Here is a 14,268-nt window from a genome sequence, read left to right on the forward strand (position 1 = left end):
GTTGGGCTTTCTTTGTTTTCGAGGATTTATCGTGCGTTCATTGTTCTGGCGCATCCTGGCCAGTTTCTGGCTGGCCATCGCCCTGGTTGCAGGACTTTCGATCCTGATGGGCCACATGCTGAACCAGGACGCCTGGATCCTCAGCCGCCATCCGGGTCTCAACACCCTGCCCGAAGAGTGGACGCAAACCTATGAAAGCCAGGGCGAGGACGCCGCCCAGGACATCCTGCAACAGCGCAAGCGCCAGTATCACATCGACGTCCAGGTGTTCAACGAAAGCGGCGACCCGGTGGTACGTGGCACCTTCCCCCACCGCGCCGCAGCCTTCGAGGCCCGGCAGAACAACGATGACCGACGCCTGCCCTGGCGACGACTGACTGACGAGTTCACCAGCGCCAAAAGTGGCGATACGTACCTGTTCATCTACCGCATTCCCCATCCCGAACTGGACGCCTGGCACCGCGGCAGCCTGCTCTGGCCCCTCAGTGCGCTGGGGATCGCGTTGGTGGTGCTGACCTTGTTCAGCCTGTTGGTGACGTTCTCCATCACCCGTCCGCTGAGTCGCCTGCGCGGTGCGGTACATGACCTGGGCCAGGCCGCCTACCAGCAGAACAGCCTTGCCAAGCTGGCCAACCGGCGGGACGAGTTCGGCGTACTGGCCACTGACTTCAACCGCATGGGCGCGCGCCTGCAAAGCCTGATCGCCAGCCAACGACAACTGCTACGCGACGTGTCCCACGAACTGCGCTCGCCCCTGGCCCGGCTGCGCATTGCCCTGGCACTGGCTGAACGGGCCAGCCCCGAGGAGCGTGAAAAGCTCTGGCCGCGCCTGACCCGCGAATGCGATCGCCTGGAGGCCCTGATCAGTGAAATCCTGGTCCTGGCCCGGGTCGATGCCGACAACGCCAGCGCCGAAGAGGTAGACCTCAACGGCTTGTTGGTCACCCTGCAAAAAGATGCGCAGCTGGCGTCACCGGAACAAACCGTGCAGCTTGAAACCGAGGCGGACCTGACCCTCAAGGGCTGGCCGACCATGATCGAGCGAGCGGTGGACAACCTGCTGCGCAACGCCCAGCGCTTCAATCCAACCGGACAATCGATCGAAATGCGCGCGCTGCGACAGGGCGAACGGATCCTGATCAGCGTGCGCGACCACGGGCCCGGCGTGGATGCAGAGCACTTGGGGCAACTGGGCGAGCCGTTCTACCGCGCCCCCGGCCAGACCGCCGCCGGCCATGGCCTGGGGCTGGCTATTGCGCGCCGTGCCGCCGAACGCCATGGCGGCGCGCTGGTATTGGGTAATCATCCCGAAGGCGGTTTCATTGCGACGCTGGAGCTGCCGTTGGTGCCGGGGGCTGTCGTGCAACCTTAAAGCCAAAGCAAAACCCCGTGGCGAGGGAGCTTGCTCCCGCTGGCTGTAAGAGCTGCGTAGGAGCTGTGTAGGAGCTGTCGAGTGCAACGAGGCTGCGATCTTTCCCCAAACAGCTGAGTCTCAAGCGAAAGATCAAAAGATCAAAAGATCGCAGCCTTCGGCAGCTCCTACAGCGCCCAACGGGAGCAAGCTCCTCGCCACACCGGCCCCAGACCTGAAATGAGCCGCGTCGCCAGTCTCGTCGCATCAATGCCAAGGAAAGGTCATACCTTTTTGATCATCCATCCCCTTGCTAAGGCGTGATCCTGGGACAGGAGCTCTCGGTCTCCTGTTTTAGGGTTGATTGTATACACAGTCCTGTCACCGGGACCTAGGTCCGAAGACCATGCACGCGAGTCACCCAAACCTGGGTCACCGTCATGGATGGTTCGAAGCGCTCCCCAAGTCACCAGGTCAGGGATGGTCCCCCCGGCGTTCCACGCAGCCTCCCAGCAAATCCAATACGTCCGCGACTCATAGTCTTGACCTAAGTCGAACAGCAGCCAAACGTTGGAAGTAATGACTCGGTAAGACACGCTCGCACCCATTTTATCTCGAACGGTTATCGTAGCGGTCCCTGAGTGCTTCGAGACAACCCGTGGTTCTGATGATGAAAAAAGCTCTGCCTTCTCTGGGTCGCTGGACGTATAGGTATAGGGAGGCACACCTCCCGACGGTATCCGCTCTACGTACGCCCCTACTGGCGGACGATCAGGAAACTTATCGGCTCTAAACATTAACTGGTCGAGAATGGCGTCGCTGGTATCGATGCTCAGGGGTTCAGCTATCACGGTCAGGTTGCGTACGTTCGAATAGACGTTCGTAGGATGGTAGAGCGACTTTGCATACAGGCGGCGAGAGCCAACGTCGACGGTGATGTCTTTGGTCCATTGGCCGGTTGTCGCATCGGCAGTTGCTGTGCCTTTGGGGACGGCACTGGCTCCACTGCCGTCGTAGACCTCGATCTCCTTGCCTTTACTTGCCTCGCCCGACAGCTCCAAGGTGGTGCTGGTTGTTTCGCCTTTGTCGGGAATCTCCTGACCGGCGGAATCTTTTACATGGGTAAGGGTGGGAGCGATCAGCACGCGGTCCAGATGGATATCCAAGTACTTGATCGACGACCGGTTCGCGTTGCCCAACTGGTCAGTCACCGTGAACTGGAGCGCTGTATTGGGGTTGTCCCCGGCCTGCCTGAATGTGTCGGTAAACAGCGTATGCGTCACCGGTCTGGAGGCATCAAACCCGTCAACAGGAACGGTCACATTGCCCACTAGAAACCTGATGCTGTCGTAATCTCGCGGATTGGAATAGGTAAAACCAAACGTCACACCCTGCGCCGCCTGCTCGGCGCTGACACCATCAAGGAGCACATCCGGCGGGATCACCAGATCCAGGCCTTGGGGCGCCGGCTCACCCGGTGCCCGCAAGTGATAAAGCACGTGCAGGTCCCTGGATGATTCACCGTTTTGGCTGGGACGGGTTACCTTGTAGTGCAGCCGATTGATGCCATGCAATAACCGCCCATGGGGCACATACAACTCCATGCGCAGCTGTTCTTCTCCAGGCCCCACATCTTTGCCAGCCACTGGAAAAGGATCGTCATTGACGTATAAATCAGCTCGATCATCCACCGCCATTGTCCAGGAACGTCGCTGGAGTTCGGTCCACGGGTCGATCAGACACCTCAGTCCCCTGGGCTGATCGTCGTAAAGGCTCTTGGGGATACCGCCATCCGCGAGGCCGGCCGGTTTAACTGGCGTCACCCAACCCATGATAATCACGGGAAACAGGTCGAATTGTTCGTTCAAGGCAGAGGATTGAATGTCCATGACGGTTCCTGGCAAACGGAGGGCGTGCGGGCTTTCGACAACGTTCGTGACGGCCAACCCATGCTGGTAACCCCAACGGGTTGGCGCTGGGGCGACTTCATACCTTCACAGCCTTAAGTGCACTGGCATGGTCATATTCATATACTGAGATCTTATGGCTGTATTCGATCGGTATCACAGCCCATCGCTGCCCGGTACCGGAAATATCCGCAGTCCATGCACGATCGCCGCCAAAACCTGCATTGCCGTTGTAAGCCAACAGGAGCTTTCCCCACGCCTCAAGTGTAGGGATGGTGCCTCCTTCAGCTTGCGCCTGATTCCAGCACTCCAAAAACGCTCCTCGTCCTAGAGCGACTCTGCTGACCAGCCAAACATTGGCAACGGTGACTCGATAGGAAGTGCTCTGACCGGATGAATCGTGCACGGTTATCGTGGCGTTTCCTTCCCCCCTTGAAAGAACTCGCGGCTGTGTCTGGGTAGCGACCTCGGCAACGGTAGAATCGCTGGACATGTAGAAGTAGGGGGCGAGCCCCCCTGACGGTACTCGATCCACGTACGTGTTAGGCGGCGGATTCGGTGGTATAGCGGCAGTTCTGACATGCAGCCCAACTAGAAAGTGAACCGCTTGATCGATGGCCAGACGCGCCACCACCGTAAATCGCCAGGGCGGCGACACGGGGTTATTTCGCATGATTGCCCGGGCGGTAAAACTGTGACTCCCTATGTCGAGCCCGCTCAGGGTGTCCTCCCACAAGCCCTTGGAATCGACCTCGACCGTGTTTTTCTTTTCAGTGCCATCGAAGATTTCGACCTTGGTGTTGGGCGTTGCCTGGCCAGTGAGCGTCACGGTGGTCGCCAAGGTGTAGCCACCCTCGGAGATGAGGGTGTTGCTGGGGTCCTTGACCGAGGTAATGAGCGGTGTTTCAAGTACCACGGGCTTGACCGTGTATGTGCGCAAGGGGAACTCGATGGCCGTTGCGATATCAGGGGCCTTGTCGAAGGTCACCAGCAGGACGACGTTCAGCTCGGAGCGATCACGCAAAAGTTGCAGCTGCCCCCATGGAACCGGCTTGAGCAGCCCGGCCCCAACTTCGTTCACGGTCACGCCCGAGGCAGCTTGCACGATGATCGTATGCGGAAAACCGTCAGCCGTGGTGCCGTCGCAGCGCAGCCATACCTTCTGATCAAGGGCGATGAGCGGCCAGGGAGTAACCTTCAAAGTAGCTTCACCGGAGAAGCTGGCCAGGTCGAGTTCCGGGCCTTCGCCATTGTTGGCGGCTTGCAGGATCATCGGCTTGGCCATCAGCAGGTCGGCTTGCGTCAGGGGCAGCACCGCCAAGTCAAAAACCGGCGAAGGGATCGGTGGCTCGTTACCTCGCGTGACCTCATAGGAGACCTTCACCGATTTGCCCAGGTTGAAGGCCACTACGCTGTTGGGGATCCGTATCTCCAACCCGGCACTTACCAACGATTCGCCTGAAGTATGCGAACCCTCGACGGATGTTCCTGGCGCGCCGGTCCAGGTCACTTTTAATTTGTCGCCAGGCAGTAGCGCAGCGTTGGCCGGCACCACGACGGTTAGGAGGTCCTTGGCGCTGATCGGGTTCAAGATCGCGCCGTTAGCCTCTTTCACCGAGGGCTCAATCAGGTTCAGTAGCTGACTCACAGTCAGGGTGCGTACGTTCGAATAGACGTTCGTAGGGTGGTAGAGCGATTTCGCATACAGGCGGCGAGCACCGACCGAGACGGAGATTTCCCTGGTCCATAGGCCGGTCGTCGCATCGGCAAGCGCTTTGCCCTTGGGGACGGCACTGGCTCCACTGCCGTCGTAGACCTCGATCTCCTTGCCTTTACTTGCCTCGCCCGACAGCTCCAAGGTGGTGCTGGTTGTTTCGCCTTTGTCGGGAATCTCCTGACCGGCGGAATCTTTTACATGGGTAAGGGTGGGAGCGATCAGCACGCGGTCCAGATGGATATCCAAGTGCTTGATCGACGACCGGTTCGCGTTGCCCAACTGGTCAGTCACCGTGAACTGGAGCGCTGTATTGGGGTTGTCCCCGGCCTGCCTGAATGTGTCGGTAAACAGCGTATGCGTCACCGGTCTGGAGGCATCAAACCCGTCAACAGGAACGGTCACATTGCCCACTAGAAACCTGATGCTGTCGTAATCTCGCGGATTGGAATAGGTAAAACCAAACGTCACACCCTGCGCCGCCTGCTCGGCGCTGACACCATCAAGGAGCACATCCGGCGGGATCACCAGATCCAGGCCTTGGGGCGCCGGCTCACCCGGTGCCCGCAAGTGGTACAGCACATTCAAATCATCGGAAATACCGGGATTTTCGCTGAGACGGGTTATTGTGTAATGCAGCCTGTTGACCCCTTCTCTCAGTTTCCCCTGGGGAAGGTCCAAGAGAAAGTACTCCTTATTTTCTTCTCCCGGCTGGACGGTAAAGCCTGCCCCCGAGAGCTCGCCGTTGACATACAAGTCAACTCGATCAAGGACCGCCATTGTCCAGGAGCCGCTCTTGAGCTCGGTCCATGCGTAGATCACGCACTGCAATCCCTGGGGCCGACCGTCATAAATGCTCTGTGGGATACCGCCGTGCGCCAGGCCTTCTGGAAGTACCGGCGTCTTCCATCCCGGAATATAGACAGGGAATAGATCGAACGGATGGTTCAAGACAGACGATTCGGTATCCATCATGTTTTCCTGGCGAGTGAGAATCGCGTGACCTTTCGGTGTTGGGGTCATCAAACTCCAGCCAAGGAGGATCGGCTACTGTCAGGGTTGACAGGTCAGAGCCGATTGCCGACGAACGGTTAGGGCGGGAATGACTGGACGCTGGAGCCAGCCTTAGAAAAGCAGCTTGGTAAGCTGGCTAAAGTGCTGCCTAAAAACCAAACGATAATCCCTCTTATTCAAACCGCCCCGCCCTGTTAGACTTTGCGCCCGCGTTTTACTCGTCCCCCAGGATTCCCGATGCCGTCGTTGCCTCTTCGCTTATGCGCACTGTTCATGGCCTTGGGCCTGAGTGCCTGCGATGATGCCCCGCGTTTTACCCAGGCCGAACCGGGTGAAGCCCGTTCCGGTGGCGCGGCGACGGTCCGCAAGAGTGATCAGAACGCCTTTTCCCTGCCCTCGGCCAACCTGCCGCCCTCACGGCGCGTGGATTTCAGCGTCGGCAACAGTTTCTTCCGCAGCCCCTGGGTGATCGCACCATCGACCACCACCGCCCGGGACGGCCTCGGCCCACTGTTCAACACCAACGCCTGCCAGAACTGCCACGTCAAGGACGGTCGCGGCCATCCGCCAGCGCCGGACGCGACCAGCGCGGTGTCGATGCTGGTGCGCCTGTCGATTCCCGATGCACCGGCCTACGCCAAGGTCATCGAGCAACTGGGCGTGGTGCCGGAGCCGGTCTACGGTGGGCAATTGCAGGACATGTCGGTGCCCGGCGTCGCCCCCGAAGGCAAGGTACGGGTCGATTACAGTCCGGTCCCGGTGCGTTTCAAGGACGGCACCGTCGTCGAACTGCGCAAGCCGAACCTGCAGATCACCCAGTTGGGGTATGGCCCGATGCACCCCGACACGCGCTTTTCGGCCCGCGTCGCACCGCCGATGATCGGCCTGGGCCTGTTGGAGGCCATCCCTGACGAGGCGCTCCTGGCGAATGCCGAAGCCCAGGCGCGGGAGAACAATGGCATCGCCGGTCGCCCCAACCTGGTCTGGGACGATGTGCAACAGAAAACCGTGCTGGGGCGCTTCGGCTGGAAAGCCGGGCAGCCTAACCTCAACCAACAGAACGTCCACGCGTTTTCCGGTGACATGGGCCTGACGACCAGCCTGCGGCCTTTCGACGACTGCACCGAAGCCCAAGTCGACTGCAAGCGCGCGCCCAGCGGCAACGGCCCTGCGGGCGAGCCGGAAGTCAGCGACAATATCCTGCGCCTGGTGCTGTTCTACAGCCGCAACCTCGCGGTGCCGGCCCGTCGCGACGTGAATTCACCCCAAGTGCTGGCCGGCAAGAATCTGTTTTTCCAGGCCGGCTGCCAGTCCTGCCACACACCGAAATACACCACCGCCGCCAACGCCGCCGAACCGGAGCTGGCGAATCAGGTCATCCGTCCCTACAGCGACCTGCTGCTGCACGACATGGGCGAAGGCCTGGCCGACAACCGCAGCGAGTTCAAGGCCAGCGGCCGTGACTGGCGAACCCCGCCGCTGTGGGGCATCGGCCTGACCGAAACCGTCAACGGCCACACCCAGTTCCTGCATGACGGTCGCGCCCGCAACCTGCTTGAAGCCGTGCTGTGGCATGGCGGCGAAGCACAAGCGGCGCAGCGCCAGGTTTTAGCGTTCAATGCCGAGCAGCGCGCTGCGTTGCTGGCCTTCCTGAATTCCCTTTAAATGCCTTTTCCAGAAATGGGAGCCTGACATGTTCCGTCCCAAGCTGTTGTTCACCAGCCTCGCCGCCATCGCCCTCGGCGCCTGCTCGCCCCAGGATCCGCAAGCCGTCACCTCGGCCGCCATCGCCAAGCAAGTGATCCTGCCGACCTACAGCCGCTGGGTCGAGGCCGACCGGCAACTGGCGACCAGTGCCCTGGCGTTCTGCCAAGACAAGGAAAACCTGGAAACCGCCCGCGCCGACTTCCTCAAGGCGCAAAAAGCCTGGGCCGAGCTGCAACCGCTGCTGATCGGTCCGCTGGCCGAGGGCAACCGTGCCTGGCAGGTGCAGTTCTGGCCGGACAAGAAAAACCTGGTGGGCCGTCAGGTCGAGCAATTGGTCAACAGCCAGCCGCAGATCGACGCCGCCGGCCTGGCCAAGTCCAGCGTGGTCGTGCAAGGGCTCTCCGCCTACGAATACCTGCTGTTCGACGCGAAAATCGACATGGCCGATAGCGCGCAGAAAGCCAAGTACTGTCCGCTGCTCATCGCCATTGGCGAACGCCAGAAGCAGCTCGCTGAAGAGATCCTGTCGGGCTGGAACAGCAATGACGGCATGCTCGCCCAGATGAGCAAGTTTCCCAACCAGCGCTACGCCGATTCCCACGAGGCCATCGCCGACCTGCTGCGCGTGCAGGTCACGGCTCTGGACACGTTGAAGAAAAAACTCGGCACGCCGATGGGCCGCCAGAGCAAGGGCGTGCCTCAACCGTTCCAGGCCGATGCCTGGCGCAGCCAGTCATCGCTGCAGGGGCTGGAAGCCAGCCTGAGCGCGGCCAGGACCGTTTGGGCCGGCGTGGACAACAAGGGCCTGCGCGGCCTGCTGCCAAGCGACCAGAAGCCACTGGCAGACAAGATCGACGCCGCCTACGATGCCTCGTTGAAACTGTTCGCCAGCAGCCAGCGCTCGTTGACCGAAATGCTCAATGACGATGCCGGGCGCCAGCAACTCAACGATTTGTACGACAGCCTCAACGTCGTCCATCGCCTGCACGAAGGCGAACTGGCCAAGGCGCTGGGCATTCAATTGGGCTTCAACGCCAACGACGGTGACTGATCATGTTTCGACGTCAGGTCCTGGCACTGGGCAGCTTGCTGCTCGGCGCCGTCACCCTGGGCGGCTGGACGCTGTTCAAGCAAAAGGACAAGAGTCCGCTACTGCTTTCGGCACGGGACGATGGCGACGGCAGGCACTACGCCGTCGGCTATCGACTGGACGGCACCCGGGTGTTCGCCACCCAGGTCGGCCAGCGTTGCCATGACATCATCAACCATCCGACGCAGCCGATTGCACTGTTCGTCGCCCGTCGCCCAGGCACCGAAAGTTACCTGATCGACCTGCGCGACGGGACGCTGCTGCAAACCATCGCCTCGTTGCCGAACCGGCACTTCTACGGCCACGCGGTCATCCATAAAAGCGGCGAATGGCTGTATGCCACCGAGAACGACACCACCGACCCGGGACGCGGCCTGTTGGGCGTATACCGTTTCGAAGGCGAGCGCCTGGTGCACAGCGGCGAGATCTCCACCCATGGCATCGGTCCTCACCAAGTGTCCTGGATGCCCGATGGCGAGACGCTGGTGGTTGCCAATGGCGGCATTCGCACCGAAGCCGAAAGCCGGGTCGAAATGAACCTCGACGCCATGGAGCCTAGCCTGGTGCTGATGCAACGCGATGGCACCCTGCTCAGCAAGGAAACCCTCGCCCAGTCGATGAACAGCGTGCGCCACCTGGGCATCGCCAGCGACGGCACCATCGTCTCCGGCCAGCAGTTCATGGGCGCGGCCCACGAATCGTCGGAATTGCTGGCGATCAAGCGGCCGGGCCAACCGTTCCAGGCGTTCCCGGTCCCCGAAGAGCAATTGCAGGCCATGGGGCACTACACCGCCAGCGTTGCCGTGCACAGCGACTTGCGCCTGGTGGCCCTGACCGCCCCCCGTGGCAACCGCTTCTTCATCTGGGACCTGGACAGCGGTGAAGTCCGCCTGGATGCGCCCCTGCCGGACTGTGCCGGCGTGGGCGCGGTGGACAATGGATTTGTCGTGACGTCGGGCCAAGGACGTTGCCGTTATTACGATTGTCGGCAGACACAACTGGTTGCAAAACCGCTGGATCTGCCGGCAGGGCTCTGGGACAACCATTTGCATCTGGCCTGAACACGGGAGCGAAGCCCATCGGCGCCGAGCTCCCTGATTTTTCGGAAAAGTCCCACGCACCACCGACCCGACAGCATCTGGAATAGCCCGCACACTCAGAGTAATGTGCCCGCCTATCTGTATTTTCTCTCGGTTCTTTTCCAAGGAAGTGGAACATGCTGCGACGCCGCATGCTGATCATGTTGGGTGTTGTCCTGCTGGTGGTGCTGTTGCTCGCCGGCTACAAGGCCTTCTCCGTCTACCAGCAGATCCAGACGTTTTCTGCGCCCAAACCACCGGTCAGCGTCGCCGTGGCCACCGCAGCCCAGCAACCCTGGGAAGCCCGCCTGCCCACCGTCGGCAGCCTCAAGGCGCTGCAAGGCGTGGACCTGAGCCTGGAAATCGCCGGGACCGTGCAGAAGGTGCAGTTCCAGTCCGGGCAGAAGGTCAAGGCCGGCCAGCCGCTCCTGCAACTGGACAGCGAAGTCGAAAGCGCCCTGCTGGAAACCGCCGAGGCCGACCTTGGCCTGTCGCAACTGGATTTCGGTCGCGGCCGACAACTGGTGGGTAGCCAGGCGATCTCCAAGGGCGAATTCGACCGGCTCTCGGCGCAACTGAAGAAAAACCAGGCCACGGTCAATCAGCTCAAGGCTTCGCTGGCCAAGAAGCACATCCTCGCGCCCTTCAGCGGCACCATCGGTATTCGCCAGGTGGATGTCGGCGACTATCTGGCCAGCGGCACGGTGATCGCCACCCTGCAAGACCTCAGCAGCCTGTATGTGGACTTCTACGTCCCCGAGCAAACCGTGCCCCGGCTCGCCGTTGCCCAGTCGGTCAACGTCAGCGTCTCGGCCTATCCCGGGCAGACCTTCGTCGCCACCATCAGCGCGATCAACCCCAAGGTCGAGGACAGCACCCGCAACGTCCTGGTGCGCGCCACCCTGGCCAACCCCGACGGCAAGCTGTTGCCAGGCATGTTCGCCAACCTGCAGGTGATCCTGCCGGACACGGTGGCCGGAATCGTCGTGCCGGAAAGCGCCGTGACCTACACCCTCTACGGCAACTCCATGTACGTGGTGACCCAGAAGAAAGCCGCCGACGGCAATGTCGAGAAGGACGACAAGGGCCAGCCGGTCCTGATCGCGGAACGGCGTTTCGTCGAAACCGGCGAGCGACGCGACGGGCAGGTGCTGGTTTCCAAAGGCGTGCAGAGCGGCGACCAAGTCGTGATCGCCGGCCAGCTCAAGCTCGACAACGGTACGCCGATCGCCATCAGCGACGACAAGACCCTGACCGAACAGAACAGCCCGCCGCGCGCGGACTGATCAAGGAACCCCCATGGCTTTTACCGATCCGTTCATCCGCCGCCCGGTGCTCGCCACCGTGGTCAGCCTGTTGATCGTGCTGCTGGGCTTCCAGGCCTGGAGCAAGTTGCCCCTGCGTCAGTACCCGCAAATGGAGAACGCCCTGATCACGGTGACCACCTCCTACCCCGGGGCCAACGCCGAGACCATCCAGGGCTACATTACCCAACCGATGCAACAGAGCCTGGCCAGTGCCGAAGGCATCGACTACATGACCTCGGTCAGTCGCCAGAATTTCTCGGTGATCTCGGTCTATGCCCGCATCGGCGCCAACAGCGACCGGCTCTTTACCGAACTGCTGGCCAAGGCCAACGAGGTCAAGAACCAGTTGCCCCAGGACGCCGAGGACCCGGTCCTGAGCCGCGAGGCCGCCGATGCCTCGGCACTGATGTACATCAGCTTCTTCAGCAAGGAATTGAACAACCCGCAGATCACCGACTACCTGTCCCGGGTGATTCAGCCCAAACTGGCGACACTGCCCGGCATGGCCGAGGCGGAGATCCTCGGCAACCAGGTCTTCGCCATGCGCCTGTGGCTGGACCCGGTCAAGCTCGCCGGCTTCGGCCTGACCGCCGCCGACGTGACCAGTGCCGTGCGCCAGCACAACTTCCTCTCCGCCGCCGGTGAAGTGAAAGGCGAATACGTCGTCACCAGCATCAACGCCAATACCGAACTCAAGTCCGCCGAAGCCTTCGCCGCGATCCCTCTCAAGACCGACGGCGACAGCCGCGTGTTGCTGCGGGACGTGGCCCGCGTGGAAATGGGCGCCGAGAACTACGACACCATCAGTTCCTTTGGCGGCACGCCCTCGGTGTACATCGGGATCAAGGCCACGCCGGGCGCAAACCCATTGGATGTGATCAAGGAAGTGCGCAAGATCATGCCGGAGATGGAAGCCCAGCTCCCGACCAACCTCAAGGCCGAGATCGCCTATGACGCCACCCTGTTCATCCAGGCATCCATCGACGAGGTGGTGAAGACCCTGTTCGAAGCGGTGCTGATCGTCATCGTCGTGGTGTTCCTGTTTCTCGGCGCCTTGCGCTCGGTGGTCATTCCGGTGGTGACCATCCCCCTGTCGATGATCGGCGTGATGTTCTTCATGCAGTTGATGGGCTACTCGATGAACCTCCTGACGCTGCTGGCCATGGTGCTCGCCATCGGCCTGGTGGTGGACGACGCCATCGTGGTGGTGGAGAACATTCACCGGCACATCGAGGAGGGCAAGACCCCGTTCGACGCCGCAATCGAAGGTGCCCGGGAAATCGCCATGCCGGTGATCTCGATGACCATCACCCTGGCGGCGGTGTATGCACCGATCGGTCTGCTCGAGGGCCTGACGGGGGCTTTGTTCAAGGAGTTCGCCCTGACCCTGGCCGGGGCGGTGGTGATCTCCGGGATCGTTGCCCTGACCCTGTCGCCCATGATGTGCGCCATGCTCCTGCGTCACGATGAGAATCCCTCGGGGCTGGCCCATCGGCTGGACATGATCTTCGAACGCCTGAAGGGTCGTTACCAGCGCATGCTCCATGGCACGCTCAACACCCGGCCAGTGGTGCTGGTATTCGCGGTGATCGTGCTGCTGCTGATCCCGGTGCTGGTCATGTTCAGCAAGTCCGAACTGGCTCCCGACGAGGACCAGGGCATCATCTTCATGATGGCCAATGCCCCGCAGCCCACCAACCTCGACTACCTGAACACGTACACCGATCACTTCATCACCATTTTCAAGGAATTCCCGGAGTACTACTCCTCGTTCCAGATCAATGGCTATAACGGCGTGCAGTCGGGCATCGGCGGCTTCCTGCTCAAGCCTTGGGACGAACGCAGCCGCACCCAGATGGAAATCCTGCCCGAGGTCCAGGCCAAGCTGGAAAGCGTGCCTGGTTTGCAGATCTTCGGTTTCAACCTGCCCTCGCTGCCGGGCACCGGTGAAGGCTTGCCGTTCGCGTTCGTCATCAACTCACCGAAAGACTACGCGACGCTGCTGGAGATCGCCGACCGGGTCAAAAAGCGCGCATTGGAGTCCGGCAAGTTCGCCTTCATGGACATTGACCTTGCGTTCGACAAGCCGGAAGTCGTAGTCGATATCGATCGCGCCAAGGCCGCCCAGATGGGCGTTTCCATGGAGGACCTGGGCGGTACCCTGGCGACACTGCTGGGCGAATCCGAGATCAACCGCTTCACCCTCGAGGGCCGCAGCTACAAAGTCATTGCCCAGGTCGAACGACCGTTCCGGGACAACCCGGACTGGTTGAACAATTACTATGTGAAAAATGCCAAGGGTGAGTCGCTACCGTTATCGACCCTGATCAAGGTCAGCGACCGGGCGCGACCGCGGCAACTGAACCAGTTCCAGCAGCTCAATGCGGTGACGATTTCAGGCTTCCCCATCGTGAGCATGGGCGAGGCCATCGAGACCGTCCGCCAGATCGCCCGGGAGGAAGCACCGGTGGGGTTCGCCTTCGACTACGCCGGGGCTTCACGCCAGTTCGTACAGGAAGGCAGTGCATTGTGGATGACCTTCGCCCTGGCCCTGGCGATTATCTTCCTGGTGTTGGCCGCACAGTTCGAAAGCTTCCGGGACCCATTGGTGATCCTGGTGACCGTGCCGCTGTCCATTTGCGGAGCGCTGATTCCGCTGTTCCTCGGCTGGTCGAGCATGAATATCTATACCCAGGTGGGCCTGGTGACGCTGATCGGCCTGATCAGCAAGCACGGGATCTTGATCGTCGAGTTCGCCAACCAGCTGCGCAGGGAACAGAACCTGACGCCGCGTGAGGCCATAGAACAGGCCGCGTCGATCCGCCTGCGGCCAGTGCTGATGACCACCGCAGCGATGGTATTCGGCATGGTGCCGCTTATCTTCGCCACAGGTGCCGGGGCCGTGAGCCGCTTCGACATCGGCACGGTGATCGCCACGGGCATGTCGATTGGCACCTTGTTCACCCTGTTCGTGCTGCCCTGCGTCTACACGCTGTTGGCAAAGCCGGACAAAGCCTGATGTTGTTGGAGAGAAAAGTGGGGAGCCTTGTGGCAAGGGTTGATCTGACAGTCCCCAAAAATAAAGGCCTCGCACAAGGG

8 protein-coding genes are annotated in these 14,268 nt (G+C 61.1%); 6 read left to right on the forward strand and 2 right to left on the reverse strand.

Features of this window, described 5'->3' with window-relative positions:
- Positions 1-31: 31 nt before the first annotated feature.
- The gene (locus AD659_RS20320) at positions 32-1,372 is read left to right on the forward strand and encodes a sensor histidine kinase (RefSeq protein ID WP_053124479.1); all 1,341 of its coding nucleotides are present in this window, start codon (positions 32-34) and stop codon (positions 1,370-1,372) included.
- A 263-nt stretch (positions 1,373-1,635) separates the two neighbouring features.
- Here AD659_RS20320 and AD659_RS20325 read toward each other — a convergent pair whose 3' ends face one another.
- Positions 1,636-3,240, reverse strand: a complete 1,605-nt coding sequence (locus AD659_RS20325) for a hypothetical protein (RefSeq protein ID WP_053124481.1) — start codon at positions 3,238-3,240, stop codon at positions 1,636-1,638.
- Between the two features lie 97 nt (positions 3,241-3,337).
- Positions 3,338-5,944 (reverse strand): hypothetical protein, encoded by a 2,607-nt coding sequence (locus AD659_RS30260; protein ID WP_231987645.1) that lies wholly within the window; start codon positions 5,942-5,944, stop codon positions 3,338-3,340.
- A gap of 279 nt (positions 5,945-6,223) precedes the next feature.
- Here AD659_RS30260 and AD659_RS20335 point away from each other — a divergent pair, with 279 nt between their 5' ends.
- The 5 genes from AD659_RS20335 to AD659_RS20355 all read left to right on the forward strand — a co-directional run bounded on the left by AD659_RS20335 (position 6,224) and on the right by AD659_RS20355 (position 14,188).
- On the forward strand, positions 6,224-7,651 hold the full coding sequence (locus AD659_RS20335; protein ID WP_053124484.1) for a di-heme oxidoreductase family protein: 1,428 nt from the start codon (positions 6,224-6,226) through the stop codon (positions 7,649-7,651).
- Positions 7,652-7,679: 28 nt separating this feature from the next.
- Complete coding sequence (locus AD659_RS20340; RefSeq protein WP_053124486.1) at positions 7,680-8,744, forward strand: imelysin family protein; 1,065 nt, start codon at positions 7,680-7,682, stop codon at positions 8,742-8,744.
- Positions 8,745-8,746: 2 nt separating this feature from the next.
- On the forward strand, positions 8,747-9,844 hold the full coding sequence (locus tag AD659_RS20345; RefSeq protein ID WP_053124488.1) for a DUF1513 domain-containing protein: 1,098 nt from the start codon (positions 8,747-8,749) through the stop codon (positions 9,842-9,844).
- Between the two features lie 155 nt (positions 9,845-9,999).
- Positions 10,000-11,148: an efflux RND transporter periplasmic adaptor subunit gene (locus tag AD659_RS20350; protein ID WP_053124490.1), complete on the forward strand. Its 1,149-nt coding sequence runs from the start codon at positions 10,000-10,002 to the stop codon at positions 11,146-11,148.
- 13 nt (positions 11,149-11,161) lie between these two features.
- The gene (locus AD659_RS20355; protein ID WP_053124492.1) at positions 11,162-14,188 is read left to right on the forward strand and encodes a multidrug efflux RND transporter permease subunit; all 3,027 of its coding nucleotides are present in this window, start codon (positions 11,162-11,164) and stop codon (positions 14,186-14,188) included.
- The last annotated feature ends 80 nt before the right edge of the window (positions 14,189-14,268 follow it).

The sequence above is a fragment of the Pseudomonas thivervalensis genome (assembly GCF_001269655.1).
Classification (GTDB): domain Bacteria; phylum Pseudomonadota; class Gammaproteobacteria; order Pseudomonadales; family Pseudomonadaceae; genus Aquipseudomonas; species Aquipseudomonas thivervalensis.

What these genes read in the sequence shown, in the direction of transcription:
- AD659_RS20340 (WP_053124486.1), top strand. Translation starts at nt 7,680, where the DNA reads ATGTTCCGTCCCAAGCTGTTGTTCACCAGCCTCGCCGCCATCGCCCTC.
- AD659_RS20325 (WP_053124481.1), bottom strand. Translation starts at nt 3,240, where the DNA reads ATGGACATTCAATCCTCTGCCTTGAACGAACAATTCGACCTGTTTCCC.
- AD659_RS20335 (WP_053124484.1), top strand. Translation starts at nt 6,224, where the DNA reads ATGCCGTCGTTGCCTCTTCGCTTATGCGCACTGTTCATGGCCTTGGGC.
- AD659_RS20350 (WP_053124490.1), top strand. Translation starts at nt 10,000, where the DNA reads ATGCTGCGACGCCGCATGCTGATCATGTTGGGTGTTGTCCTGCTGGTG.
- AD659_RS20355 (WP_053124492.1), top strand. Translation starts at nt 11,162, where the DNA reads ATGGCTTTTACCGATCCGTTCATCCGCCGCCCGGTGCTCGCCACCGTG.
- AD659_RS30260 (WP_231987645.1), bottom strand. Translation starts at nt 5,944, where the DNA reads ATGGATACCGAATCGTCTGTCTTGAACCATCCGTTCGATCTATTCCCT.
- AD659_RS20345 (WP_053124488.1), top strand. Translation starts at nt 8,747, where the DNA reads ATGTTTCGACGTCAGGTCCTGGCACTGGGCAGCTTGCTGCTCGGCGCC.